Genomic DNA, 23,957 nt, shown 5'->3' with positions numbered 1-23,957 from the left:
TGGTAAGCCCTGAATAGCAACAATGCATTCACTGCAGCAGACAGCATCGGGTTGTCTGCGAGTCCGATAAATAGGATGTGATTATGCCTGTTGCCTTACTCGCCCTTGCGGTTGGCGCCTTTGCCATTTGTACCTCAGAGTTTGTCATTGTTGGCATGCTGCTTAACATCACTCATGACATGTCGATTAGCGTGGCATCGGCGGGCATGCTGGTCACAGCATACGCATTAGGGGTGGTGATTGGCGCCCCGTTGCTGACGCCTTTTATGGTGCGTTTTAAGCGTAAAAATGCGCTGGTCATGTTGATGTTGCTCTACGTCGCAGGAAATTTTGCTTGTGCGGTCGCGACCAGCTATCAATACCTGCTGCTGGCCCGCGTGATTGCGGCGTTGGCGCACGCCTCCTTCTTTGGTTTAGGAGCCGTCGTCGCCACACAATTAGTGCCTAAAGATAAGCAAGCCAGTGCCATCGCTGCCATGTTTCTCGGGGCGACGTTAGCGAATGTATTTGGTACACCGCTTGGTACTTTGATCGGCGACCATTTTGGCTGGCGCAGTACTTTCATGGCCTGTTCAGCCATCGGTGTGTTTGGCGCGCTGGCGATTGTTGTGTTAGTCCCGGATATCAAAAGCGAGAAGCCACAACATTTAAGTACTGAATTTAAAGTATTGCTGCAACCGCAGGCACTGAAGGCATTGTTGATCACCATTCTGGGATTTGGCGGTATTTTCACTGCGCTGACATACATTGGCCCACTGCTGACTCAGGTGACGGGCTTCCCGGAGAGTGCGGTTTCCTGGCTGCTGCTGGTATTCGGTATCGGGATGGTGTTGGGTAATCCTTTAGGTGGCCGTCTTACCGACTTCAGCCTGCGGCTGGGCATTCTGGTGACATTAGTGATTTTGTTGGCCGTGCTGGTTGCGTTGGGTCTGTTTGCGGGTTTCAAAGTGGTCACGGCGATGTTGGTGTTCCTTTTTGGTGCGGCGATGTTCTCTGCGATTACACCGCTGCAGGTTCAGGCAATGCATGCCACCCTGGCTGCCCCAGTATTAGGTTCTTCATTTAATATCGCGGCATTTAATCTTGGCAACGCGGGAGGTGCATGGTTAGGCGGGTACGTGCTGGAGCAAGGGGTTCAGGTCGCTCAACTTCCGCTGGTGGCGGCCGCAGTAACTACCGTGGGGCTGTTGTTTGCCTATTTTGCGCGTGCCGGAGTGGTGGCAAAAAGCGCGCATAATGCACATTGACTTAACGAGGCATTGATCCAAAGATCAATGCCTTATTACAGGGAAGGGAAGCACAGATGGACTTACTGAAAAGTATGGCCGTTTTCATTGAGGTGGTGGATCAGGGCAGTATGACGGCGGCATCCGTGAAATCTGATGTGACGCCGCAAATGGTGGGTATGCATATCAAAGCGCTGGAGCAGCAGTTTGGGGCTAAATTTTTGCATCGCACCACGCGCCATATTGGCCTGACCGAGGCCGGCAAACTGTTCTATCAGCACTGTCAGCAGGTTTTAGGCTTAATCGGCGAAACCCGACAGGTGATCAATCAATTGCATGTGGAGGCGAAGGGATTATTACGCCTCTCTGCACCGGCCACTTTTGGCGCACGGGTGATCGCGCCGACGCTGGGCATGTTCCGCCAACAGCATCCTGGCGTTGAAGTGGATCTTTTTCTCACCGATTCGGTGATGGATTTGCAAGCCGATGAAGTCGAAGTTGCGATACGCATCGGAACCCTACAAGATTTGTCTCTGGTCGCCCGTCCCTTAGGCCGCTACCGGATGGTAATTGCGGCTGCGCCTGCTTATCTGGCCAGGAAGGGAGTACCGTCGCGGCCGGAAGCGTTGGCCGAGCATCACTGTCTGGGCTTCAGATTAAAACAGTCGCAGCGCCATTGGCATTTTCAGCGCGGGGATGAAAAGGTCAGTGTGCGGGTTGATGATTGCATCAGTATCAATCAGGGCGAAGCGCTGCGGCAAGCGGCGTTAGCCGGTGCGGGCGTGATAATGCAGCCGGAAGTGCTGCTGCAGCAAGACTTCGCCAGCGGTGCTTTAGTGCCCTTGCTTACGGAATTCACCATCCCAAATCGTGCCGTGAACATGATTTACCGCCAGGATCGTTTTGCCAGTGCGAAATTAAAGGCGATCATTGATTTTGGTCTGGAACGCTGGCGGATTTAGCGCGTTGCGATGACTTAATGCCGCAGACGATGAATATCGGCGAAGTACAGGTAGCCTTTTTTTGCCCGCATCTCTTGTAGTCGTGTTTTCTCACTTTCTGTCAGCACGCTACTGGCCATCAGCGAATCGATAAACTCCTCGCGCACGTGCACTTCCATGTACCAGTCACCGGTGTAGCAGTTTTTCCACGCACCTTTATCAATGTCACGGGCTTTGTAAGACGGATTGACGTGGAAGAAAAAGAAGAAATTACACACGGCAAAAATCAGGATGCAGACCACATATTCAATAGTGCCAAAAGAGTCGGAGTACATCAGCAGGGCCATGGTCAGGATAAACAGAAGCCACATCAGACCGAACAAACCAGGATAATTTTTGATAAACGAGATATCAAAGTAGGGGCGGTCATTACGCTGCTCTTCTACATTGATTCTGTCCAGCTCAGTTTGTAAAACATCATCCAGTTGATTACGCATTCGTTCACCTCAGTGGTTTCCTTATCGGCACAGCTCGCAAGAGTTTACCAGATAACCAGGGTGATGTTGGGCAGGGAGACAGCGATCGGTTTGACATTGACCTGTTTGCCAGGCAAAAAGAAGCCCGCTAAGCGGGCGGGGTAATTAAACCAAGGAAAAAATTCTCGTAGGCAACGCAGTGCTGTGTGTTGCGTCACTATATTAGCAACGTAGCGCCGTCCGTACAGAAAATGATCGATGATTTAATTTTGCTGATTTGATAAACGTTATATTTGTGACGGGAATGTTATTTCGCTGTTTACAAATGCACAGCGAAGCGGCTGGAAAGGGCGATCGTCCCTGCGGGCGTGCCATTGATGTCATGGTAGCACTCAGTGCGACTAAGCGAGTGCTTATCAATTAGCCTGCTAATAAACGTATCGCCCCGTCACATCAGCCCACCCAACGCGACTGACGAATAACGCTACAAAAATTAAGCGGTGTGAATTGCGGCTGTTTATCCGCGATGACGTCGGCTTTCACGTTACCAAAAGTGGTATCGGGTTTGTGTTTGATCCCCTCATAAAATGCCTGAATGATCTCTTCTTTAAATTGTGGCGGACGTGGATGCTGCTGAACCACGGCCTCTCGCTCCGCATCACTGAATTGCTGGTAGTTGATGCCCAACACATCCATTTCTACCCCTGCGGTGACCAGTGCAATTTCCGGTGCCATAAATTGTGGGATGCCCGGTGTGGTGTGCAACGCAATGGCGGTCCAGACTTTGTCGATATCCGCCTGTTCCACGCCGTATTGCTGCAGGAAATCGCGTGCGGCGTTCGCCCCGTCCACCTCAAAACGCTTGTCACAACTGCAGTGCTCATGTGTCAGCCCGATATCGTGGAACATGCAGCCGACATATAGCAACTCAGCATCCACCTTCAGATCTAACCGACGGCCCGCCAGCGCGCCCCAGTAGTAAACCCGGCTGGAGTGATGAAACAGCAGATCGGATTCGGTATCGCGAACGAACGTGGTTGCGTCACGGGTCATTGGACTATCTGGGATGGTGATGCCGTTAATGGAAAATTGCATGGTGTGCTCTCCGCTCAGTGAAGTTGCAGCCAGCTTAAACCTTGCGCATAATGTCGTTAATCGACTTAAAGCGACTATTTAGGACATTGCGACTAAATCAGACGGGATTACGCATGAATCATCACCTCACTATACTGGCAGTACCGGGCGCACAACTGCTCGACGTTTCTGGGCCGTTAGATGTGTTTGCTGAAGCCAATCGATTACTGAATCGCATTGTTTATACCTTGCGCGTGATGTCGTTGGAGCATACGCAGGTTCAGTGTTCATCAGGGGTGCGCTTAATGGCCGACGTGATGCTGACGGACATCCATCAACCCCATACCTTTCTGATTGCCGGTGCGCCAGATGCCAGTGACATTCTGCTAAGCGCAGCACAGGTTGAACGCATCAACCAGCTTTGCGCGAGGAGTCAGCGTTATGGCTCGGTCTGTACCGGTGCGTTGTTGCTGGCCCAGACGGGGTTATTACAGGGCAAAAAAGTCACCACTCATTGGACATGCGCTGAGCGTTTGGCAGTACTAATCCCAGATGCGCAAGTGGAGGGAGATGCACTTTATGTTGCAGATGGACCCCTGCGCACGGCGGCTGGTGTGACGGCAGGGCTGGATATGGCACTGCGTCTGGTGGAAGAAGACCTGGGGCGCGAAGTGGCACAGGATATCGCCGCCAACCTGGTGATGTTCTTCCAGCGTCCTGTTACGCAGGCCCATTTTGTCCGTAAGCCGCAGGTGGCCCTGGCAGGGCGCAGTGCTTTTCAGGAGATGCAACGCTGGGCGTTGGCGAATTTGCCCAGCATTCGCGGATTAGAGGATCTTGCCGACCATATGCGAATCAGCACGCGCCACCTCACTCGCTTATTTCGACAGCAGATGGATGTGCAAGCAGGAAACTGGCTGGAGAATGCGCGCATTGAGCAGGCACGCGCATTGCTGGAAGGGGGGACAATGCCCCTGAAGGCCATTCCCGCCGCCTGTGGTTATCACAGCGCTGATGTGCTGCGCCGTGCGTTTGTGAAAGTCACGGGAATGACACCGTCGGTGTACCGTAAGATGTTCTCTGACAGGCAAAGAACACCCTAGATAGCAGGCTATTCTGGCCAGTTATCCAATACACGTTGACGCACCGCTTCGGGATAACCCTGCGCAAAGGATGCATGCAAATGACGTTGAGCCTGTAAAGTATCAAACACCACTTTAGCGCCCGTGCCTACGACATATTCTGCTTCGTCATAACACTGGGGCAAGCGAATCACGCGCTGATCGTTAAACACGGCACGGCGGCCAACGGGATGCACTCTCGTCGATAATGCCCATACCACTTCACGCAAATTGGTCGGATCAAAATCATCATCCACAACGTACACTTTCGGGATAAATACCATCGCATCGGTTTTGAACAACACATCGCCAATACGTTGGGCTAATGCCTGACTGCCCATGCCCGGCAAGCGTTCGCGCCAGTCTTCAGGCATCACCACCAGCAACCAGTGGACGGTAGAGTCCTCTGGAATCCAGGCCGTAGTCACTGGCAGTCCGGCTTCGCGCAGGTGAGTGAGTGCATCGGCGGCCAGACCCATGGCCCACAGCGTATGTGATTCATCGCTCGGACGTCCGGTGATCGACATTGGCCAGATGGGATCGTCGCGATGTGTAATGGTTTCAACATGGAAGGTAGGTTGCGCTGACGAGCCTTCTCCGAGATAGCCGCCATATTCTCCGTAAGGGCCTTCCTGACAGTCTCGTTCAATCGATACGTGACCCTCAATGATGATTTCAGCGCTGGCTGGCACATCAAGATCGAGACTGATGGCTTTTACCACCGGGATCGGTTCGCCTGCCAGTGTGCCAATGTAGTCCGCTTCATCGGCATGAGCGGGAATAGGGATGCCAGAAACACAGGAAATGGCGGGTGCCGGGCCTTGTACTAACGCATAAGGCATAGGTTCGCCACGCGCCACCCATTGTGTCCAGATTTGACCAATATGCTGGCTGGGTACGATTAACCCCACCATGCGTTTACCGTCGACTTTCATTACTCGTGCAATCGACCAGTTGACCCACTTGCCATCCGGCGTTTTAACAATCAACGTACCCCAGGTATTGGCATAGCGGCCGCCATCTTTGTCATGCGCAAAGGGAATAGGGAAGCGGTCAAGATTCGCGGCTTCGCCACGCAAAATATTTTGCTGACACTCTGCCTGAGCTGACGCTACGCGCACCGGAGGAATGCCCGGTTTACAGCGAGCGGCCGACAGCGCTTCAATAATGTCAGGACCGCTGGATTCAGGCGCTAAACCTAACGACATGGCGACGCGTGCATAAGGCATCTCACGACGAGAGGATAATGCGGCTGGTGCGCCAAACAGGCGGAAACCGGGTGCCACGCCCGTCACGTGATGGAACAACGGCGCAGGAGACTGGATTTCATAGCTGCGACGGGTAATAGCGCTGGGTTCGAAATCACCATCCACCTCACGATGAACGTGCATAATGTCGCCCATTTCATCGAGCGCCGCGATAAAACCACGCAAATCTTTATACCAGGACATCCCTCTCTCCCTGTTTCATTACTGATATGATCACGCGATATGGGTGAACACCCAACACCATTAGTGATATAGTTCGTTATCGAACTGTTTGTGCTCGAACTATATATTTGGCATTTTAAGGAGTCAAGCGTACCCATGTCACAAAATCCCGACTTAATTATCGCTGCCCCCTTGTGGCCGCACGGAGATTGTTCGTTAATGCACTTGGTTCGACGTGCAGGGCAGCACTCAACATTTTGTTGGTCACAATGCGTGGATACTGGGCTCTCAGCCGTGCAATACGCGATTTTAGTGGTGCTGGCAGAAGACCATGTCTGCGACCAACAAACGCTAGGTAACCGTGCGGGTTTTGATAAAGCGACGGGGACTTACCTTATCGATCGTATGACCAAAAGTGGGTTGCTTCAGGTGGAAACTGACGCCGGTAATCGTCGGCGTAAGCTGGTGTCGATGACCGCGCAAGGGGAAGCCATGCTCAAGCAGATGATCGAGCAAGCAAAAGCCGCCGAACAGATGATTATCGCCAATCTGAATAGCCAGGATATTACGGATTTAAAACGCTTACTGAGCAAACTGGGTGGATTGCAGGAACCCTAAAATGATGCCGCAAACAAACGACGTTGACCGCACGAGTGATCCGCAACCGGATCTCACCATCGGCTTCTTGCTGATGAAAAGCTTCACATTGGCCTCGGTAGCCGGGCTGGTGGAATCACTGCGCTTTGCGGCGGATGAATCTTTCAGCAGTCGCCAGATCTTCTGCCGCTGGGAGTGGATGACTTGCGATAACCAACCGGTAACGGCCAGCTGTGGCTTGCCGGTTTCACCCACTGCCGATCTCGATTTCACTAAAAACTGGGATTATTTCGTAGTAGCGGGCGGCTTGCTGGAGGAGACGCGTCAGTCACCACAGTGGCTTCTGCAAGCGCTGCGGGCATTGCACGCACGCAATATCCCGATCATCACCCTATGCAGTGGCGCGTTTGTCGCGGGTAACGCGGGATTGTTGGATGGGCGCCATTGTGCGATCCATTTCACTACCCGTAATGAATTCCGTCTGCGTTTCCCACAGGCGATTCCGGTGATCGATAAAACCTATATCAAAGACGGCGGCATTATCTCCTGCCCCGGCGGAACGGCAATTGATCTGGCCGCCGACCTCATTCGCCAGCATTGTGGCGTGGTGCGCTCACAAAAAGTGCTCAAGTACTTACTGGTCGAGGAGCCCGCAGCGCCGGTTAAAAAAACGCAGCAGAAGAGAAATCTGCACGAGCCGGACGTGTACGAAAATGATCAGGTGAATAAGGTGATTGAATTTATGAAACACCACCTTGATTCACCGATACCGCTGGCAGAGGTGGCGGAGTTCGCTGGCGTCACTTTCCGCCAGCTCAATTTGATTTTTACGCAATGTACCGGCCATTCGGCAGCGGTTTACTGGCGAAGAATGCGGCTTGAGCGTGCGCGTAAACTGATGGCAGACTCCAGTAACAGCATTAATGCGATTGCCGCCGCAACCGGTTTTGCCGATGCCTCGCATCTTATCGCCTGGTTCCGCAAGCAGTATGGCGAAACGCCGAGTTCATTTCGCAAACGTCGGCGTGAGGTTGAACGATTGGTTAAAGAGTAGGGGGGCACTGACCCCTTCTCGCTTAGCGGGCGTGTTTCGACAAGGTGCGTGCAGCGGGTGGGTGTTCGGTGTTTTCATCCAGCGATGCTGCATCGTTGAGGTTCTGCGCAGCTGTTTCAGGGGCAAGGAACCAGGAGACGAGTAAGCCAAAGAAGGTGATACCTGCCGCGATATACATGGTGTGGCCGATACCAATCGTCTGCAGTGAAACTGGAACCAGATACGTTCCCACAGCGGCACCAATGCGCGACATCGACGTGCCAACCCCTACCGCCCCCGCACGTATTTCGGTGGGGAAAATCTCGTTGGGATAGACCAACTGCAATACCTGAGCACCGCCAATAAACAGTGCGTATGCGCCAAACATCAGCAGAATGATCATCGACGGCCCATCGCGCAGAGCACCTAACAGCAGCAGTGCGAGCCCTGACCACAGGAAGCTGTGCAGTAACAATTTACGTCGGCCCAGCGTATTCACCAGACGGGTGGCGATGATGCAGCCAACCACAAACAGCAGCGTAATCGCGATGGAGCCGTAAGACGCCCAGTCACCGCTGAGATGCAGGGCTTCCAGTACCTTCGGGGCAAAGGCATATACCGCAAATACCGGAATCACTGAACAGGTCCAGAAAATGGTCACAAACGCCATGCGCTTGCCATAGCCTGAGTGCAATAAATGCCCAAATGACAGCGGGTTATTTTCCGCCTGCTCAGGCAAATTCTTCAGACTAAAGTCGGCACCGTAAACGCGGCGGATAATCGCTTCCGCTTCTTGTTCACGTCCCTTGCTGATCAACCAGCGTGGTGATTCAGGTGTCCCCAGACGCACCAAAAACAACAGTGTGCCAATCACCGCGGTGCTCGCCAACGTATAGCGCCAGGCGTCTGCACCGCCGAAATTGAGGATGGCTTCACCCACCAGGTATGCGGTTGCCGCACCGGCAAACCACAGAATAGTCAGTGTGGCGAGACAAGGTCCACGTGATTTCCTCGGCATAAACTCAACCAAAAAGGCAGTCGCCACCGGATACTCAATCCCGACAGCCACGCCATTCAGGAAACGCAGTGCAAACAACACTTCTCCGCTTTCCACCCAGAACTGCGCCAGCGAGCAAACAATAAACAGCGTAGGGCCAACGAAGTAGAGCATCTTGCGGCCCAGACGATCGGTCAGTGCACCGCCAATAAAGCCGCCAAAGAAAATACCAATCAAAGCGGATGCGGCAATTAAACCTTCCCAAAAAGAGTTAAGACCCAAAGCCGGAGAAACTTTTGTCATGGCAATGCCAATGATGCTCAGCACATAACCATCCACAAAAGAGCCGCCGCCAGAACGCACCGTTAATAAACGATGGAAACGGCTCAGGGGAACATCTTCAACAGAAATGTTATTGGACATTTATTACTCCTGTCTTTTTCGGCGCTGACGAATCAATTTGCCGGCGCGCCTGAATCAGGCACGAAAGCAACGCGTGCCTGGTTTTATCAGCGCGCTAAAATGAATATAAACCTATGGCGATCGTTAAAACGTTATCCAGAACAGATAATAAGATCGTGATGTATTACGCTTTAAGGCGCTAAGTGAAATGCGTCATAAGCAGTTTCCTCCGGTGTAGGGTAGTCGGATAGATAAATTGGCTGCTATTCGTTGTTTTTATTATGGGAGGTGATGTTCCTCCCTTTTATTTATTCGGAAACGTTACGGCTTAAATGTTTGCTCTCAACCAGGCGGGTGGACCACCAGCAGACCAGCGAGCCGAGGCTCACCATCGCGGTACCTTGCCAAAATGACATCGTCAGGTGTGAACTGAGAATGAAAGCCGCTAAAACGGAAGAAATAATGGGGATAAAGTAAGACGCCGCCGCCAGCAGAGTCACGTTGCCGTGCAGTATTCCCACGTTCCACGCGGCATAGCCAAATCCCATCGCCATGGCGGCCAGTGCCAGGCAGACCCAAACTTGAAGTGATAAAACAAATGGCGGTTGCGGTGACAACAGGAACTTAATCCACAGCGTTAAGGCCGTTAAAATAAAGAACAACGTAATGCCGTTATTACCGTTGGCAATTTTTTTCGTCACCACACAATAAATTGCCCAAATTATCGCACCACTGAACGCCAAGCCGTAGCTTAAAGGATTATCCATTATGTTATGAGTCATTTCGGCGAATGAGAATCCCTGGTTCCCCCCTAAAACACGACAGATACCCGCCACGGCCAAAATAACGCCGGGGATAATTAAGGGGCTGACTTTTTGCCTGTTAACGATTACCGCCAGCACAATCGTCATACTCGGCCATAAATAATTCACCATGCCGACTTCAATCGCCTGACGACCGTTATGGGTAAAACCCAGTGAGAGCGAGAGGCACAGTTCATAACAAACAAATAACGCGCTACCGATAATTAAATAGCTGCGTGGAAACTTACGGAGATCCGGGAAGCCCACGGTAAACAGCAGTAAGAGGGCACTGCAACTGTAAATCAATGCTGCGCCTGCAACTGGGCCAAAACCTTCACTGACACTTTTAATCAGGCCAACAATTGCACTCCATAACAGGATGGCAATCAAACCGATGAGCGTCGCTTTTTTCTGGGGCATAACCCACTACCTCGTTTGGATTTACTGTCCACCCTAAGGGTGGTGAACGCAGACCTGTTAAATTCAGGTTAAAACCAGCATCAAACTATGCCGCCTGATGCACAGTGTAAAGACGTTAAAAAGGGCAATAGTCAGGGAATGTGATCGCTCTCTTAAATCGTTTAGAAAATTATTACGTCAATAAAAAACACATAAGCACATGAAAGTAATCATATAAAAAATCTCCTTCTGTAGAAATCTTCCATCAAATCGTATTTCCTTTGTATTTTTAAAGTATACAAAAAAGTCTCACCAATTGACCTCACTGCGCGCTATGTGCAAATTTTTAACAAACGCAACCTCACCGCGTTGCATATGGTCCTGATTTCACCCTGGAGAGTCCGATGATGACATTTGAAGGTATCTACACCCCCGCGATTACCCCTTACGCTGCAGACGGCAGCATTGATTTCACTGCGTTTGCCAACGTACTGGAGTCACTGATTGAAGCGCGGGTGCACGGCATTATCATTGGTGGTTCTACCGGTGAGTATTATGCACAAAGCGCAGAAGAGCGTCTTTCACTGGTTGAGCACGCACGCAAAGTGATCGGTAACCGCCTGCCACTGATTGTGGGCACCGGTGCCATTCGAACCGAAGATGCTATCGTGTTTGCCACTCATGCCCGTGACCATCAGGCCGATGCCATTCTGGTGACCTCTCCACCGTATGCGTTGCCAACCGAAATGGAAAACGCGCACCATGCGCTGAGCGTGGATAAGGCCGCGCAGTTGCCGATCATGCTCTACAACTATCCGGGGCGTATGGGTATCACCATGGGTGAAACCTACTTCCGCGAAGTCAGCCGCTCGAAAAACGTGGTGGCGATTAAAGAGAGCTCAGGTGATTTCAATAATCTGCACTTGCTGGCCTGTCAGTTCACTAACATTGCGCTGTCGTGCGGCTGGGATGACCAGGCGCTGGAGTTCTTTGCCTGGGGCGCACGCAGCTGGGTGTGCGCAGGTTCTAACTTCATCCCTCGTGAACATGTTGCGCTCTACAACGCCTGCGTGGTGGAGAAGGATTTCGATAAAGGTCGCAAGATCATGGCCGCCATGATGCCGCTGATGAACTTTCTGGACGGTGGCAAATTTGTGCAGTCTATCAAGCACGGTGTAGAGCTGGCGGGGCTGAAAGCGGGTCCGGTGCGTGCTCCTCTGCAGGCATTGAGTGAAGAAGAGCAAGCACAGTTGCAGACTGTTATCGCTGATGTCAAACGTAATGTCGCCGCGGTTGCCGTGCTGTAAGGAGTGCGCATGAAACAAGTCCAAACGCTCAGCGATGTTGTCAGCATCGCCCGCGAGTTGCGCTTTCCCCATCAGGCCTTTATTAACGGACGTTTCACTGCGTCTCAATCCGGCCGCACGCTGGAAACCACTAACCCAGCAACCGGTGAGGTGCTCGCAGACATTGCCGCCTGTAACCGTGATGACGTCAATGTGGCGGTGCAGGGCGCGCGGCGCGCATTTGAAGCAGGAAGCTGGAGCCAACTGCATCCCGGCGAGCGAAAAGCGGTCTTACTGAAGTTAGCGGATTTACTGGAAAAGGAAGTCACGCAGCTGGCGGTGATGGAGAGTCTGGATAGCGGTAAACCGGTCAGCGAATGCCTGGCCGTAGATGTGCCGGAGACCATCCATGTTATCCGCTGGCATGCGGAAGCCATCGACAAGCTTTACGACCAAACGGCCCCGGTGGGTAGTACGGCAATGGCGATGATTGTGCGTGAACCTATTGGTGTGGTCGGTTGCGTGTTGCCGTGGAACTTTCCGCTGCTGATGCTGGCTTGGAAAATCGGTCCGGCCCTGGCCGCAGGGTGTTCCGTGGTGGTGAAGCCAGCAGAACAGACCTCACTGACTGCGCTGCGCGTGGCAGAGCTGGCTTACGAGGCGGGCATTCCTGCCGGCGTGCTGAATATCGTGACCGGCACGGGCAAAGACGTGGGTGAGCCAATGGGCTTACATCCTGATATTGATATGGTGAGTTTCACCGGTTCAACCGCCACCGGACGCCGGTTCCTGCACTATTCGGCGGAGTCCAATCTGAAAAAGATTGTGCTGGAGTGTGGGGGTAAAAACCCGGCGCTGGTGTTTGAAGATGCTGAGGATCTGGCGAGTGTAGCGGCCAACGTGTTAAGCGGCGCATTCTGGAATATGGGTGAGAACTGTTCTGCGACATCGCGCCTGCTGGTGCACGAAGATGTCAAAGACAAGCTGCTGGCATTGATGGCCGATCAGCTGGTTGCATGGCGTATGGGCAATCCACTCGATCCTGAAAATCGCCTTGGCACGATGATCACCACCGAGCATTTCTGCAAGGTCAGTGATTACCTGAAAACCGCCCGGAAAGAAGGATTGCGTGTCATCCAGGGCGGATTTACCGATCGCGGTATTTACGTGCAGCCGACCATTGTTGATGGAGTTACGCCGAAAAGTGCACTGTTCCGCGAAGAGATTTTTGGTCCCGTGCTGTGTGTCACCACCTTCAAAACGGAAGCGGAAGCTATCGCATTAGCCAACGATACAGATTACGGCCTCGCTGCCTCGGTCTATACCGGTAAGTTAAGTCGCGCGATTCGCGTGTCTCGTGCGGTGCGCGCGGGTACGGTAACGGTTAACTGCTTTGGTGAAGGGGATGCCACCACGCCGTTCGGCGGGTATAAGCAGTCTGGTTTTGGCGGGCGTGATAAATCTGTATTTGCGCTCGACCAGTACACCGAGTTAAAAACCATCTGGATCGATGTTCCTGCCGAATAATTTCTTATCCGCCTGCCAGAGATGGCAGGCATTCTGCTCGGTAACGCATTGTTATGCTTCATGACCAGGATGTGGGATGCGCTGAAGAATGCGATCAATATGCTGTGATTATTTTTGCTGTATACACACTTTTTCTGTAGGTTAAGCAGGAGTTGAGTGTGTTTATTCATCACAGGAGGTCACATTGAGATCGGGAAAAGCCGCGTTATATGAAGATTTAAAACGCCTTATTTTGACCATGGAACTGGACCCTGACGAACTGTTAGATGAAGCCAGCCTGACCGGGCAGTACGGTTTGTCCCGCACACCCGTGCGTGAAGTGTGCCAGCGTTTAGCCGGTGAAGGCTATCTGGAGATTGTTGAGAAACGTGGTGTCCGCGTCATCCCAATGAGCCACTCCACACTGCGCAATTTTTTCCTGGTCGCGCCGATGATTTATGCCGCAACCGGCCGCCTGGCGGTGCAGAACGTGAAACCTTCCCAGTTAAAGTCTCTTAAGGAAACGCAAAAACGCTTCCGTAAAGCCGTGCAAAGTCGCGACGCAGAAGCGTTGGCACTGGAGAACAACCGATTCCACGAAATTATGGGCGAAATGGCGGGCAATCCTTATTTGCAGCCCAGCCTGGGTCGCTTACTGATTGACCATTGCCGTATTGGCCACACGTTCTTCCGTCCGCAGAATGAAGATATGGAACGCCGTTTGCTGCTGGCAGCAGAACATCACGATGCATTTATTCAGGCCATCGAAGCGCGCGACGAACAGAAGGTGGTCGATTTAGTGTTCGAGCATTGGGAGTTGTCACGCGAGAACATGGAAATCTTTATCGCGCCGCAGGGGCTAACGGCGGATGATTTGGTGCAGTCTTCGGAAGGGAATAAACGCTAAGCGTTGACATGATTTAAACAGGTGCGCATTGATGCGCACCGTGACAACAATCCAGTAATGACTATTCGTTGCCCCACTGGTTTAAAAAGTTAGCAATCTCATCGATTCGCCGCGCTTCAATACCCGCATCAACGGCCATCTCCTGCTGTGACTCTTCGCTGATCTCTTCGTTATTCGACAGACGCGTGAGTAACAGCTGGAAATAGTGCGCCAGTGCTTCAAATTCTGCTTCACTGACATCATATTCTGATTCCGATGCGTACTCTTCGGCGATGTCATAATATTTCATTGCTATTTGAGGTCTCATTCTTCGCTTCCCAATTTAGACTTTAAGCATCTTAACGGCGGCATCGATGTCGATCTCATCTTCCGTAAAGATCAAGGTTGTGCCCTGGAAGGTGGTCACCGCCAGTTTTTTCACGGAGCGCATCTCATCAGGTTTCACATCCGATTTTGGCTTGATATTGTTCATCAGAATGCCCACAGACAGCACGGTGTTTTCTTTATCAATACGGGTATCAACCGGCTCTTCTTCGCTGTATACCACGAAGGATTTGATCGACGTGAGCTTGAGGCGTTCGCCAGCAATAAAGATGTATTTGCTATCGGGGATAACTTTCACCGCAAAGGCGGATAAACCTTTGTTGTTGGTGGTGGGTTCGAATGTCACCGTCGCATCTTTCTTGATCAGATCAGGGTTGGCGACCTTAATCACATGAAAATAACGGTTATCACCGTTTTCATCTTTGATAAATCCAAAACCCTTTTCTTGAAACCAGGTTGTGATTGTTCCGTTCATCGCCATTACCGCCTACTTAATCGTTTATTTGCTCAATTTTTTGCAGCGCGCAGTGTAATGCACAATGCGCGCGCAGACTATGCCTTTGCGCTAAGTCTGGACGAGAATTTTGTGGAGTGCGAGTGAAGGGGTAAATTCGTGGTTCGGCGCAAAATGGGGTATCATCCGCAGCCACTTTCCAGCCGGGCAGTCAAATGTCACCCATCCTCGATACTTTCATTGCCCCGCCTTGTGATGAGCAGATTGAAACGCTTTATCAGGATGAGCATCTGTTGCTCATCAATAAACCCAGCGGACTGCTGAGTCTGTCAGGGAAAAATCCGCAGAATCTCGATTCGGTGCATTATCGGTTAGTGAAGACCTTCCCCGGTTGTACGCTGGTTCATCGTCTTGATTTTGGTACGTCAGGTTTAATGGTGATCGCGCTCAACAAGGCCATCAATGCTGCGCTTTGCCAGCAGTTTAGCGCGCGAACCGTGACCAAAATCTACAGTGCCTTACTTCACGGACATCTTGATGAAAACGAAGGGGTGATAGACGCGCCGATCGCCAAAGATCCCGCACTGTTTCCCTTGATGTCGATTTGCCCAGTCAACGGCAAGCCAGCACGCTCACGCTATCAGGTAGTGGAACGTTGCACGCGTGAGGCAGAGGACGGGACCCTAATACCTTTGACACGGGTGCAACTCTTTCCGGAGACCGGGCGCACCCACCAGTTGCGTATTCACTGCCAACAATTGGGGCACCCGATTTTAGGTTGTGACCTTTACGGCGGGCTCAAATCACCAGGGACTGAAGGGACACCGCGTTTGATGTTGCACGCCAGTGAACTGCATTTTGTACATCCCATCAGCGGAACGTTAATCGAGGCACGTAATGCCAGTCCGTTCTGAACCTGGCAACTTGATTACCACATTAAATCATCAGGCACTTTGAAATCGGCGTAGGGGTCATCTTCATCCTGCACGTCCTGACTTACGACACTGTTCAAGACAATACTTTCGGCATCGCGTTGGGCAATTTTATCGGCAACAACCGCTGGAATAATCGCGTACTCGCTTTTACCGCTGCTGTCCGTTATCAGGCGCGCAATGGCCAGACGACCATTAATCAGCTGGGTTTGTGTCAGCTTATCGACCGCGATTTTTTTGATGAGATTATTGTCGGTGAAGTTGAAATCAATGCTGCCTTTGGCGACGGTGATGCGGTTCATCTCAATCAGTTGCTTCACCTGAGCTTTATACTCTTTGGTTAACACTGCCTGTTTTTGCTGTTCGCTTAACTGTTTATCACGCTCAACTTGCGCTTTTTTGTTCTCTTCTACCGCCGCTCTGGCTTCGCGCGCCTGCACGCGTGATTTCTTTGCCGTTCTCTGGACCTTCTCCATTTTTTTGCTGGAGACCAGTCCTGCTTTAAGCATCTGTTCTTGCAAGGTGAGTTTTGTCATCTTCGTCTCTAAACCCGTGAAAACCATCGCCGGATTATACCCGTAATGCGGGGCGTGATCACTTCAAGCAGGGGATTAACGCATCAATAACGCCACTAACGCCAGCAAAGCCGGGAGCGCCTGCACATAGAGGATTTTGCGGCTGGCGGTGGCAGCACCAAAAATTCCGGCGATCACTACACAAATGAGGAAGAAGTAAGTGACAGGCAAACCGCTTTCGCCCAGCCATAACCCCCAAAGTAAACCTGCTGCCAGGAAGCCGTTATACAACCCTTGGTTAGCGGCGAGAACGCGTGTTGAGCGGGCAAAATCTGCGCTGAGTTTAAACGCTTTACGACCTGTATTGGTTTCCCATAAAAACATTTCCAGCACCAAAATGTAGATGTGTATTGCGGCAACGATAAAGATAAGGATGTTTGCTAACACGGGAAGTCCTTTTATCAGCATTCATGGTGCTGGATTATAGATGATGTCATCAGTTTACTGTTTTTCCGCCGATCATTTCTCTCCAGGGGCGCACATGGGATATATTTGAACCGTTATCCTAAAAATTTCTTTGTAACAGGTACTCTCAGCAATGGCTTTGATCCCGAAAAACTACGCGCGGCTGGAAAGCGGCTACCGCGAGAAAGCACTGAAAATCTATCCGTGGGTATGTGGACGCTGTGCGCGCGAATTTGTCTATTCCAACTTGCGCGAATTAACCGTTCACCATATCGATCACGATCACACCAATAACCCCGAAGATGGCAGCAACTGGGAGTTGTTGTGCCTGTATTGCCATGACCATGAGCATTCGAAATACACCGAAGCAGACCAGTATGGCACCACTGTGGTGGCGGGAGAGGACGCGCAGAAAGATGTTGGGGCGGCGACCTACAATCCCTTTGCTGATTTGCAGTCAATGCTGAACAAGAAGAAGAAATAACGCCAGTAAGGCTCACGCCAGAACCTTTTCTGCCAGGCAGGATAAAGGGTGGTGATGGGCCTTAATGCGCCATTAAGCTTTCCTTCCGGTCCCGCCTGCACGCCATCACCTGCGATAACACCGTATCCCGCCATCACTCTCATTCATTTTGAGATCAACTACGCATCCTTGCACGGATCGCGTTGACAACATTTCATCATCTTTATTAAATTTCGATACATCATGTATACATGAAATATACATTAAAGATTCATCTCAGCTTTACGCTTTACACCACAACTAAACCCTACAGGGTGTCTGTTTTAAGCAGCCACCGATTCAAAAAAGTGTATTGGAGTAACGGAATTGCAAAAGATCACCTCACTACCTGCAGATGATTCAATGCCTGGTTGGTTTCATACCAGTGCGGCACGCACGCCGCGCCCGGCGCATATTGGTCAAAAGAAAGCGCGTTTCGCGATTGTGGGGGCAGGTTTAACCGGTCTGGCAGCGGCACGTCAGTTAGCGTTGAACTTCCCCAATGACGAAGTGGTGCTAATCGAAGCACAAGAGGTCGGTTTCGGATCGGCAGGGCGTAACGCCGGTTTCGCCATTGATGTACCGCATGATATTGGCGCGAAAGATTATATTGGTGATGTCACCATCGCGAATAAAATCCTCACGCTCAATACGCTGGGGCAGAACACGCTGCGTCAAATCGTGCAGGAGCATCATATCGATTGCCAGATGACGGAATCCGGGAAATATCAGGCTGCGGTGGGTGAGGAGGGCACGAAGATTCTGGAAGCCTACCGTAATGGACTGGCGAAAATAGGCCGGGATTCGCAAATGATCTCCGGCCAAGATCTGCCGGATCATATAGGTACGTCTTATTACAAACAGGCACTGTTCATTCCCGGCACCATTCTGCTGCAACCCTCAGCTCTGGTGAAAGGTCTGGCAGATAATCTTCCGTCTAATGTGACTCTCTATGAATACACGCCCGTTACCTCGATTGATTACGGCAGCAAAATTACGCTGGTGCACGAAAAAGGTAGCATCACCGCAGATACACTGATTTTGGCCAATAACGGTTTTGCCGCCCATTTTGGCTTCTTACAACGTCGCTTACTGCCCACTTTTCTGTATGGCAGCCTGTCGCGTCAACTGACTGAAGAGGAGCAAGCACGTTTGGGCGGTCAACCCGTGTGGGGCGTGATTCCGGCACATCCGTTTGGCAGTACCATCCGTCGCACGCTGGATAATCGCATTTTGGTGCGCAATAGCTTTAGCTTCCATCCCGATGGGCGCCCACGTGCCAGATATCTGACGCAATATTTGGATAACCATCGCAAATCGTTTGAACGCCGCTTTCCAATGCTGCCGGACGTTAATTTCGAATACACCTGGAGCGGTGCGATCTGCCTGTCTGAAAACCATGAAGGCTTCTTCGGCAAACTGGCACCAAACGTTTATGGTGCGCTGTGTTGTAACGGTCTGGGCATTACGCGCGGTACCGCAACGGGCAAGTTGATTGCAGATATGATCGCCGGTGAACGCAACGATCTGATCGATTTTCTCACCCAATCACCCGGCCCCAATCAAACCCCGACCGAGCCTTTCTTGTCGATTGGCGTGAACTCGGTGCTGAGGTGGGGGCAGTATCGTGCGGGGCTGGAAGTGTAGGATGAATCGCCGCCGTCAGTTTACTGACGGCGTGCCTAAACCAATCCATCGACAATGGTTATCATCGCCTTTGCAATATGTTCCCGCTCTGTTTTTGCCTGTTGATATTCAGTTGAATGATAACAATCCAGTGCAGTTTGATAATCAGGAAATTCAATCACAACATGCTTAATAAATGCTTCTCCTTCCAGTGAAGTGGCTTTCTCTCCACGAGCAATAAATTTCGCCTGATATTTGTTGAATGCCTTTGGCGCTAATTCAATATATTTTTTGTACTGTTCCGCGTCTTCAATAGTCACGTGGGCAATCCAGTAAGCGGGCATTGTTACTCCTCGGCGGTAAGAATCGATTTTGCCAGACTGGCGGCTTCGGTGAGGTGCTGCTTCACTGCCTCTTGGGCCTGCTCGGGCTGGTTATCTTCAATCGCTTCATAAATACGCGACATACGTTCAAAGCCAGCGACCTGGCGTTCAGGATTGCGCAAGGTCAACGCGCGCAAACGGCTGATGCGGCTATTGAGACGCTGCACTATTTCCCAGGCAATGTGATGTTTTGCAATGGAAAAAAGGCATTCGTAGAACGCTTGAGATGCTTCGACGCGTTCAATGTCATCACGGTCTTGCGACGCTTTGGCGATACGCATTAATTTTTGATGGAGGATTTTTTTATCATCAGCATTAGCGATATTCGCACAATCTTTTGCCGCCTCTGACTCCAGTAAAAGGCGAATATCATAAATCTGTTCAGCGACCTCCCAGGTTAATATCGCGACGATCGGTCCTTTTTTCGGCAGATTTTCAATTAGACCTTCAGCTTCAAGATAGCGAATAACCTCACGCACCACTGTTCGGCTTACACCTAACTCATCGCACAGACTGCGTTCAACCAAACGGTCGCCCGCTTTAAAATAGCCGGAGATAATTGCCTGGCGAATTTTCTCCAGAGCCAGTTCGCGTAAAGTCACTGGCGTGTTTTCAATTTTTAATGAGTGACTCGCAACCATTGTATTCTCTTTAGGGAAATAAACTCATCAGCAAGCTTTTTACTATTAACACCGTTTACCGTGAGAAAGCAATGTTACTGAATGGGGTTGACCCTGCCTGAACGGATCCAAATGCCCTATAACGTTGTTCAACCAACTGAGTCATTAAACTTAGCCACCCAGGCGAAACCAGCGCGTGCTCACAGTTTCGATACTTGAGTAATGAAAAAGTGATGAGAGCCCAAATACATCCATATTTTACTTTATAAATCATTTGGATACTTTTTACTGGCACCACTTCCATGCACCAAAATTTTGACGTCAGTCACGCGAGTTTCTCGTTTCAAAACCTTCTTTTTTTTAACTTTCCACGCCAGAAAACCCCTTGCTGGACAAGGTTTAGCGAAGCAATTTGCACAGCCAAATCGGTCTAATTATCATCTTGTATGATGGTATACCAACTTTTGACATGCCATAAAATCCAATGTTATATCCCTTCCCGAGACACCTGATTAACAAACCATTAACTTGAATGAGGTTCTGACCATGCATCCAGATATACGCAAGACGTTCGTTACCACAGAAACCATTTACTCTGACGGCGGCAAAGCGGCTACCAAGCCGCTGGTGATGATTGCGGCGGCTGCCGTGGTAAAAAATCCGTGGGCAGGCGAAGGCTTTGTCGAAGACCTTTCGCCTAAAATTCGTGAAATGGCCCCGGTATTGGGCGAACTGCTTACCAGCTTGATTGTGAAAGAAGCGGGCGGCGGTGACAACGTGGTGGCATATGGCAAAAGCGCCGTTGTGGGCCTGAACGGTGAACTGGAACATGCCTCAGCATTAATCCACACCCTGCATTTCGGTAACCACTACCGTTCTGCGGTAAAGGGTAAAACCTATCTGGCATTTAATAATACCCGCGGTCCGGCTAACACACCGATTCTGGTACCCATGATGGGTACGGATGATGAAGGTACCCGTGAGCACTACCTCACTATGCAGTTCAACATCAACGATGCGCCTTTCAGTGATGAGATCGTGATTGCATTGGGCGCAGCACTGGGCGGCCGCCCACATCATCGTATCGGCAACCGTTACCTTGACCTGAAAGAGTTAGGCCATGACCAGAAAAACCCAGCAGCTATCTGAGTTAGGGCTCCAGGTCAGTTACCTGGAGGCAGGACAGGGCGCGCCGCTGGTGTTGATCCACGGTGTCGGTATGAATGCCGATGCCTGGTTCCCGCAAATGGACGTACTGAGTCGCTATTTCCGTGTGATCGCAGTGGATATGCCGGGTCACGGTGAAAGCAGCGGTTTTCGCCATCCCGCCACACTCAAAGATTATGTGCAGTGGCTGGCTCTGTTCCTGAAGATGCAACCTGAAACCCGCTTTGCCGTAGTCGGGCACTCAATGGGAGCGCTGATCACTGCAGGTATTGCTATCGATTATCCGCAACTGGTGAATCAAGCCATTGTGATGAGTGGCGTGTTTAAACGTAGCGATATTGCACGCAATGCGGTGCTGCAGCGGGCACAAGAACTGGCTAGCGGTAATGTGCGACTCGATGCGCCTCTGGATCGCTGGTTCAGTAGCGAACATCACGAAAAAAAACTGCGGCAAAAAGTGGGAACGTGGTTACAGCAGGTGGACCTCACCGGCTATGCCCGCGCCTATCAAGCCTTTGCCGCAGGAGACCGCTTCTATTCAGACCGCTGGAATGAAATGCAATGTCCGGTGTTAGTGATGACCGGTGAACTGGATGCTAATTCGAATCCAGAAATGACGCGCCAGATGGCTCAGGCAGCACGCTTTGGTCAGGCGGTGGTGGTCGCTAACGCAAAACACATGTTGAACCTGACGGATGCCGACCGTGTGAACGAGGAAATCTTATCGTTCCTCAATCCGGTTGCTGCCGAAGTCACGCAAATAGAGCCAGTAAAGGAGTAACTTATGGACGCAGATAAACGCAGACAGTTACGCGACGCTTTTGGCGCCTTCATGACCGGCGTCACCGTGGTCACCACTAACGATGCACAAGGCCTGCCGATTGGCTTCACCGCAAACTCGTTCTCGTCGGTGTCACTGGATCCCGCGCTGCTGCTGGTGAGCATCGATAAGCGCTCCGCTAATTTCGATAACTTCACTCAGTGCCCTCACTTCGCCATCAACATTCTGGCGGAACAGCAGAAAGAGACATCGAATATCTTCGCGCAGAAAGTGCCCGATCGATTCTCGCTGGTGAAATGGCGTAAAGGTGAGTTCAACTCGCCGCTGCTGGATGAGAGTTCAGCGTGGTTCGAATGCGCGATGCATCAGGTGGTTGATGCCGGTGACCACGCGATTCTGATCGGTAAAGTTGAACAGTTTGATTCCTGCGGTACGCCAGGCCTTGGCTACTATCGCGGCGCCTACTTTACGCCTTACCAGAATGCCGAATCCCTGATTGCCGGGCCTAACGTGGTGGTCAGTGCGTTGATTGAATCGGCGGGTCAGGCGTTAGTGGTGAAGAAAGAGAACGGTTATGGCTTGCCGTCGCAAACGGTGAACAACCGCAGCGTCAGCGAAACCTTGGAGCAGGTGTTCAATGGGCTCAACATCGAAGCCAGTCCGGGCTTTGTCTACTCCATCTGGGAAGACCGCCAAAAGAAACAGCAGCATATTGTGTTCCTGTGCGCACAGCCGACGGGCAGCACGTTGCCGGCAGTACAGCAAGGCGAATGGGTCGATGTTCACGCGCTTGCGCAGTTGCCGGTGCCGGACAGCGCGCTGAAATCGCTGGTTGATCGCTTCATTCGCGAAAATGCGGTGGGCAATTACGGCCTCTATTACGGTGATGAAGCGGAAGGATCGGTTCGTCACTTCTTCGCCCCGTCTCATCAGGAGGTGGTATGAAACTTTCCCTGTTCCTGCACATGGAGCGCGTGTCAGCCGATGACGCGCAGGACAAGCTGTACGATGAGATGATGGAACTGTGTGAAATCGCGGATAAAGGCGGCTTGCACGCTATCTGGACCGGCGAGCACCACGGCATGAATTTCACCATCGCGCCGAATCCGTTTATTAACCTGGTGGATATCGCCAGCCGCACCCAAAACGTTCGTCTGGGCACCGGTACCATTATTGCGCCCTTTACCCACCCGATCCGTCTGGCGGGTGAAGCGGCCATGACCGACCTGATCACCAAAGGGCGTCTGGATTTGGGGATTGCACGCGGAGCTTACTCCTATGAATATGAGCGCCTGATGCCGGGGATGGATGCCTGGGAAGCGGGCCAGCGGATGCGTGAGCTGGTGCCTGCAGTTAAAGCACTCTGGGAAGGCGACTACGAGCATAAAGGTGAGTTCTGGAATTTCCCGTCCACCACTTCCTCGCCGCAGCCAAAACAGCAGCCACACCCGCCTATCTGGGTGGCTGCACGTGACCCGAACAGTCATGAATTTGCGGTGAAAAACGGTTGTAACGTGCAGTGCACGCCATTGCATCAGGGTGAGGAGGAGATCACCCGTCTGATCACCACCTTCAAAGCAGCCTGTCAGGAATATTCCCCTGAACAGCCGCTGAAAATCATGCTGCTACAGCACGGTTTTGTGGCTGAAGACGAGGCCGATGCGCAGCAAGCGGCGGTAGAACTTTACCGCTTCTATAACTACTTCGGTGCCTGGTTCAAAAATGAGCGCCCGGTACAGCAGGGGCTTATCAAGCCACTGACGGAAGAAGAGATGGCGGCGAATACCTATTACAGCGTGGAAGGGATGCGGAAAAATCTGGCGATCGGTAATCCTGACCAGGTGATCGCCCGCCTGAAAAACTATGAGGCGATGGGCTACGATGAGTACGCATTGTGGCTGGATAGCGGCATGACCTTCGAGCGTAAGAAAGCCTCGCTGGAACGTTTCATTAAACACGTTGCACCTGCATTTCACTGAGCGGAGACGTC

Annotated in this window: 26 protein-coding genes; 15 read left to right on the top strand and 11 right to left on the bottom strand. The window is 51.6% G+C overall.

Annotation, left to right across the window (positions count from 1 at the left end; genetic code table 11):
- Positions 1–83: 83 nt before the first annotated feature.
- Complete coding sequence (locus tag ACPUC8_RS07710; RefSeq protein WP_494925986.1) at positions 84–1,247, top strand: MFS transporter; 1,164 nt, start codon at positions 84–86, stop codon at positions 1,245–1,247.
- A gap of 56 nt (positions 1,248–1,303) precedes the next feature.
- Positions 1,304–2,188, top strand: a complete 885-nt coding sequence (locus ACPUC8_RS07705; RefSeq protein WP_058970267.1) for a LysR substrate-binding domain-containing protein — start codon at positions 1,304–1,306, stop codon at positions 2,186–2,188.
- Between the two features lie 14 nt (positions 2,189–2,202).
- Here the strand turns inward: ACPUC8_RS07705 and ACPUC8_RS07700 are convergent, their stop codons facing one another.
- Together ACPUC8_RS07700 and ACPUC8_RS07695 are read right to left on the bottom strand one after the other, a co-directional pair.
- Complete coding sequence (locus tag ACPUC8_RS07700; protein WP_494925985.1) at positions 2,203–2,664, bottom strand: YlaC family protein; 462 nt, start codon at positions 2,662–2,664, stop codon at positions 2,203–2,205.
- A 432-nt stretch (positions 2,665–3,096) separates the two neighbouring features.
- Positions 3,097–3,738, bottom strand: coding sequence for an HD domain-containing protein (locus ACPUC8_RS07695; protein ID WP_058970271.1), 642 nt, complete (start codon positions 3,736–3,738; stop codon positions 3,097–3,099).
- A gap of 113 nt (positions 3,739–3,851) precedes the next feature.
- Between ACPUC8_RS07695 and ACPUC8_RS07690 the strand changes: the two genes are divergently transcribed.
- Complete coding sequence (locus ACPUC8_RS07690) at positions 3,852–4,820, top strand: GlxA family transcriptional regulator (RefSeq protein WP_494925984.1); 969 nt, start codon at positions 3,852–3,854, stop codon at positions 4,818–4,820.
- An 8-nt stretch (positions 4,821–4,828) separates the two neighbouring features.
- On the opposite strand, the gene ACPUC8_RS07685 is transcribed toward ACPUC8_RS07690, so the two are convergent.
- Complete coding sequence (locus ACPUC8_RS07685; protein ID WP_494925983.1) at positions 4,829–6,289, bottom strand: UbiD family decarboxylase; 1,461 nt, start codon at positions 6,287–6,289, stop codon at positions 4,829–4,831.
- Positions 6,290–6,562: 273 nt separating this feature from the next.
- Here ACPUC8_RS07685 and ACPUC8_RS07680 point away from each other — a divergent pair, with 273 nt between their 5' ends.
- Both ACPUC8_RS07680 and ACPUC8_RS07675 read left to right on the top strand, forming a co-directional pair.
- Positions 6,563–6,886 carry a MarR family winged helix-turn-helix transcriptional regulator gene (locus ACPUC8_RS07680; RefSeq protein ID WP_494925982.1) on the top strand — a complete coding sequence of 108 codons (324 nt, stop codon included), beginning with the start codon at positions 6,563–6,565 and terminating at the stop codon, positions 6,884–6,886.
- A gap of 1 nt (position 6,887) precedes the next feature.
- A complete protein-coding gene (locus ACPUC8_RS07675) occupies positions 6,888–7,919 on the top strand; it encodes a GlxA family transcriptional regulator (protein WP_494925981.1) in 1,032 nt (343 codons plus the stop codon).
- A 22-nt stretch (positions 7,920–7,941) separates the two neighbouring features.
- On the opposite strand, the gene ACPUC8_RS07670 is transcribed toward ACPUC8_RS07675, so the two are convergent.
- Together ACPUC8_RS07670 and yddG are read right to left on the bottom strand one after the other, a co-directional pair.
- A complete protein-coding gene (locus ACPUC8_RS07670; protein ID WP_494925980.1) occupies positions 7,942–9,318 on the bottom strand; it encodes an MFS transporter in 1,377 nt (458 codons plus the stop codon).
- A 287-nt stretch (positions 9,319–9,605) separates the two neighbouring features.
- The gene (gene yddG, locus ACPUC8_RS07665) at positions 9,606–10,520 is read right to left on the bottom strand and encodes an aromatic amino acid DMT transporter YddG (protein WP_494925979.1); all 915 of its coding nucleotides are present in this window, start codon (positions 10,518–10,520) and stop codon (positions 9,606–9,608) included.
- 383 nt (positions 10,521–10,903) lie between these two features.
- On the opposite strand from yddG, the gene ACPUC8_RS07660 reads away from it, so the two are divergent.
- The 3 genes from ACPUC8_RS07660 to ACPUC8_RS07650 all read left to right on the top strand — a co-directional run bounded on the left by ACPUC8_RS07660 (position 10,904) and on the right by ACPUC8_RS07650 (position 14,198).
- The gene (locus ACPUC8_RS07660) at positions 10,904–11,806 is read left to right on the top strand and encodes a dihydrodipicolinate synthase family protein (RefSeq protein ID WP_494925978.1); all 903 of its coding nucleotides are present in this window, start codon (positions 10,904–10,906) and stop codon (positions 11,804–11,806) included.
- Between the two features lie 9 nt (positions 11,807–11,815).
- Positions 11,816–13,312 (top strand): aldehyde dehydrogenase, encoded by a 1,497-nt coding sequence (locus tag ACPUC8_RS07655; RefSeq protein WP_494925977.1) that lies wholly within the window; start codon positions 11,816–11,818, stop codon positions 13,310–13,312.
- Between the two features lie 184 nt (positions 13,313–13,496).
- Entirely contained in the window at positions 13,497–14,198 is a 702-nt protein-coding gene (locus ACPUC8_RS07650) for a GntR family transcriptional regulator (protein ID WP_494925976.1), read from the top strand.
- A gap of 61 nt (positions 14,199–14,259) precedes the next feature.
- Here the strand turns inward: ACPUC8_RS07650 and ACPUC8_RS07645 are convergent, their stop codons facing one another.
- The gene (locus tag ACPUC8_RS07645) at positions 14,260–14,505 is read right to left on the bottom strand and encodes a DUF2543 family protein (RefSeq protein WP_039332293.1); all 246 of its coding nucleotides are present in this window, start codon (positions 14,503–14,505) and stop codon (positions 14,260–14,262) included.
- Positions 14,506–14,520: 15 nt separating this feature from the next.
- Entirely contained in the window at positions 14,521–15,003 is a 483-nt protein-coding gene (locus tag ACPUC8_RS07640) for a cold-shock protein (RefSeq protein ID WP_039332292.1), read from the bottom strand.
- A 188-nt stretch (positions 15,004–15,191) separates the two neighbouring features.
- Here ACPUC8_RS07640 and ACPUC8_RS07635 point away from each other — a divergent pair, with 188 nt between their 5' ends.
- Positions 15,192–15,890: an RluA family pseudouridine synthase gene (locus ACPUC8_RS07635; RefSeq protein WP_494925975.1), complete on the top strand. Its 699-nt coding sequence runs from the start codon at positions 15,192–15,194 to the stop codon at positions 15,888–15,890.
- Between the two features lie 14 nt (positions 15,891–15,904).
- Here the strand turns inward: ACPUC8_RS07635 and ACPUC8_RS07630 are convergent, their stop codons facing one another.
- Positions 15,905–16,444: a DUF2058 domain-containing protein gene (locus tag ACPUC8_RS07630; protein WP_494925974.1), complete on the bottom strand. Its 540-nt coding sequence runs from the start codon at positions 16,442–16,444 to the stop codon at positions 15,905–15,907.
- Positions 16,445–16,519: 75 nt separating this feature from the next.
- Positions 16,520–16,870, bottom strand: coding sequence for a DUF1304 domain-containing protein (locus ACPUC8_RS07625; RefSeq protein ID WP_494925973.1), 351 nt, complete (start codon positions 16,868–16,870; stop codon positions 16,520–16,522).
- A gap of 151 nt (positions 16,871–17,021) precedes the next feature.
- Here ACPUC8_RS07625 and yajD point away from each other — a divergent pair, with 151 nt between their 5' ends.
- Together yajD and ACPUC8_RS07615 are read left to right on the top strand one after the other, a co-directional pair.
- Positions 17,022–17,372 carry an HNH nuclease YajD gene (gene yajD, locus ACPUC8_RS07620; RefSeq protein ID WP_039332287.1) on the top strand — a complete coding sequence of 117 codons (351 nt, stop codon included), beginning with the start codon at positions 17,022–17,024 and terminating at the stop codon, positions 17,370–17,372.
- Between the two features lie 381 nt (positions 17,373–17,753).
- A complete protein-coding gene (locus tag ACPUC8_RS07615) occupies positions 17,754–19,037 on the top strand; it encodes an NAD(P)/FAD-dependent oxidoreductase (protein WP_494925972.1) in 1,284 nt (427 codons plus the stop codon).
- A 35-nt stretch (positions 19,038–19,072) separates the two neighbouring features.
- Here the strand turns inward: ACPUC8_RS07615 and ACPUC8_RS07610 are convergent, their stop codons facing one another.
- Both ACPUC8_RS07610 and ACPUC8_RS07605 read right to left on the bottom strand, forming a co-directional pair.
- On the bottom strand, positions 19,073–19,360 hold the full coding sequence (locus tag ACPUC8_RS07610) for a DUF1330 domain-containing protein (protein ID WP_494925971.1): 288 nt from the start codon (positions 19,358–19,360) through the stop codon (positions 19,073–19,075).
- Between the two features lie 2 nt (positions 19,361–19,362).
- Complete coding sequence (locus ACPUC8_RS07605) at positions 19,363–20,040, bottom strand: GntR family transcriptional regulator (protein WP_494925970.1); 678 nt, start codon at positions 20,038–20,040, stop codon at positions 19,363–19,365.
- A gap of 525 nt (positions 20,041–20,565) precedes the next feature.
- Here ACPUC8_RS07605 and ACPUC8_RS07600 point away from each other — a divergent pair.
- The 4 genes from ACPUC8_RS07600 to ACPUC8_RS07585 are packed head-to-tail and all read left to right on the top strand — an operon-like array spanning position 20,566 to position 23,946.
- Positions 20,566–21,168 (top strand): amino acid synthesis family protein, encoded by a 603-nt coding sequence (locus tag ACPUC8_RS07600; RefSeq protein ID WP_494925969.1) that lies wholly within the window; start codon positions 20,566–20,568, stop codon positions 21,166–21,168.
- Positions 21,140–21,967, top strand: coding sequence for an alpha/beta fold hydrolase (locus ACPUC8_RS07595; RefSeq protein ID WP_494925968.1), 828 nt, complete (start codon positions 21,140–21,142; stop codon positions 21,965–21,967). Before ACPUC8_RS07600 ends, ACPUC8_RS07595 begins: the two co-directional genes overlap by 29 nt.
- A gap of 3 nt (positions 21,968–21,970) precedes the next feature.
- On the top strand, positions 21,971–22,912 hold the full coding sequence (locus ACPUC8_RS07590) for a flavin reductase family protein (protein WP_494925967.1): 942 nt from the start codon (positions 21,971–21,973) through the stop codon (positions 22,910–22,912).
- Positions 22,909–23,946, top strand: coding sequence for an LLM class flavin-dependent oxidoreductase (locus ACPUC8_RS07585; protein WP_494925966.1), 1,038 nt, complete (start codon positions 22,909–22,911; stop codon positions 23,944–23,946). Before ACPUC8_RS07590 ends, ACPUC8_RS07585 begins: the two co-directional genes overlap by 4 nt.
- The last annotated feature ends 11 nt before the right edge of the window (positions 23,947–23,957 follow it).

The organism is Pantoea sp. CFCC18177 (assembly GCF_059412425.1).
Note: the sequence above shows the minus strand (reverse complement) of the source record. Positions and strands in the feature narration are given on the sequence as shown.

Excerpts from the sequence above, each read along its gene's own strand:
- yajD (WP_039332287.1), top strand. The coding sequence starts at position 17,022 with ATGGCTTTGATCCCGAAAAACTACGCGCGGCTGGAAAGCGGCTACCGC.
- ACPUC8_RS07645 (WP_039332293.1), bottom strand. The coding sequence starts at position 14,505 with ATGAGACCTCAAATAGCAATGAAATATTATGACATCGCCGAAGAGTAC.
- ACPUC8_RS07585 (WP_494925966.1), top strand. The coding sequence starts at position 22,909 with ATGAAACTTTCCCTGTTCCTGCACATGGAGCGCGTGTCAGCCGATGAC.
- ACPUC8_RS07635 (WP_494925975.1), top strand. The coding sequence starts at position 15,192 with ATGTCACCCATCCTCGATACTTTCATTGCCCCGCCTTGTGATGAGCAG.
- ACPUC8_RS07630 (WP_494925974.1), bottom strand. The coding sequence starts at position 16,444 with ATGACAAAACTCACCTTGCAAGAACAGATGCTTAAAGCAGGACTGGTC.
- ACPUC8_RS07700 (WP_494925985.1), bottom strand. The coding sequence starts at position 2,664 with ATGCGTAATCAACTGGATGATGTTTTACAAACTGAGCTGGACAGAATC.
- ACPUC8_RS07595 (WP_494925968.1), top strand. The coding sequence starts at position 21,140 with ATGACCAGAAAAACCCAGCAGCTATCTGAGTTAGGGCTCCAGGTCAGT.
- ACPUC8_RS07600 (WP_494925969.1), top strand. The coding sequence starts at position 20,566 with ATGCATCCAGATATACGCAAGACGTTCGTTACCACAGAAACCATTTAC.
- ACPUC8_RS07640 (WP_039332292.1), bottom strand. The coding sequence starts at position 15,003 with ATGGCGATGAACGGAACAATCACAACCTGGTTTCAAGAAAAGGGTTTT.
- ACPUC8_RS07610 (WP_494925971.1), bottom strand. The coding sequence starts at position 19,360 with ATGCCCGCTTACTGGATTGCCCACGTGACTATTGAAGACGCGGAACAG.
- ACPUC8_RS07710 (WP_494925986.1), top strand. The coding sequence starts at position 84 with ATGCCTGTTGCCTTACTCGCCCTTGCGGTTGGCGCCTTTGCCATTTGT.
- yddG (WP_494925979.1), bottom strand. The coding sequence starts at position 10,520 with ATGCCCCAGAAAAAAGCGACGCTCATCGGTTTGATTGCCATCCTGTTA.
- ACPUC8_RS07695 (WP_058970271.1), bottom strand. The coding sequence starts at position 3,738 with ATGCAATTTTCCATTAACGGCATCACCATCCCAGATAGTCCAATGACC.
- ACPUC8_RS07690 (WP_494925984.1), top strand. The coding sequence starts at position 3,852 with ATGAATCATCACCTCACTATACTGGCAGTACCGGGCGCACAACTGCTC.
- ACPUC8_RS07605 (WP_494925970.1), bottom strand. The coding sequence starts at position 20,040 with ATGGTTGCGAGTCACTCATTAAAAATTGAAAACACGCCAGTGACTTTA.
- ACPUC8_RS07670 (WP_494925980.1), bottom strand. The coding sequence starts at position 9,318 with ATGTCCAATAACATTTCTGTTGAAGATGTTCCCCTGAGCCGTTTCCAT.
- ACPUC8_RS07590 (WP_494925967.1), top strand. The coding sequence starts at position 21,971 with ATGGACGCAGATAAACGCAGACAGTTACGCGACGCTTTTGGCGCCTTC.
- ACPUC8_RS07655 (WP_494925977.1), top strand. The coding sequence starts at position 11,816 with ATGAAACAAGTCCAAACGCTCAGCGATGTTGTCAGCATCGCCCGCGAG.
- ACPUC8_RS07675 (WP_494925981.1), top strand. The coding sequence starts at position 6,888 with ATGATGCCGCAAACAAACGACGTTGACCGCACGAGTGATCCGCAACCG.
- ACPUC8_RS07615 (WP_494925972.1), top strand. The coding sequence starts at position 17,754 with ATGCCTGGTTGGTTTCATACCAGTGCGGCACGCACGCCGCGCCCGGCG.
- ACPUC8_RS07660 (WP_494925978.1), top strand. The coding sequence starts at position 10,904 with ATGATGACATTTGAAGGTATCTACACCCCCGCGATTACCCCTTACGCT.
- ACPUC8_RS07705 (WP_058970267.1), top strand. The coding sequence starts at position 1,304 with ATGGACTTACTGAAAAGTATGGCCGTTTTCATTGAGGTGGTGGATCAG.
- ACPUC8_RS07685 (WP_494925983.1), bottom strand. The coding sequence starts at position 6,289 with ATGTCCTGGTATAAAGATTTGCGTGGTTTTATCGCGGCGCTCGATGAA.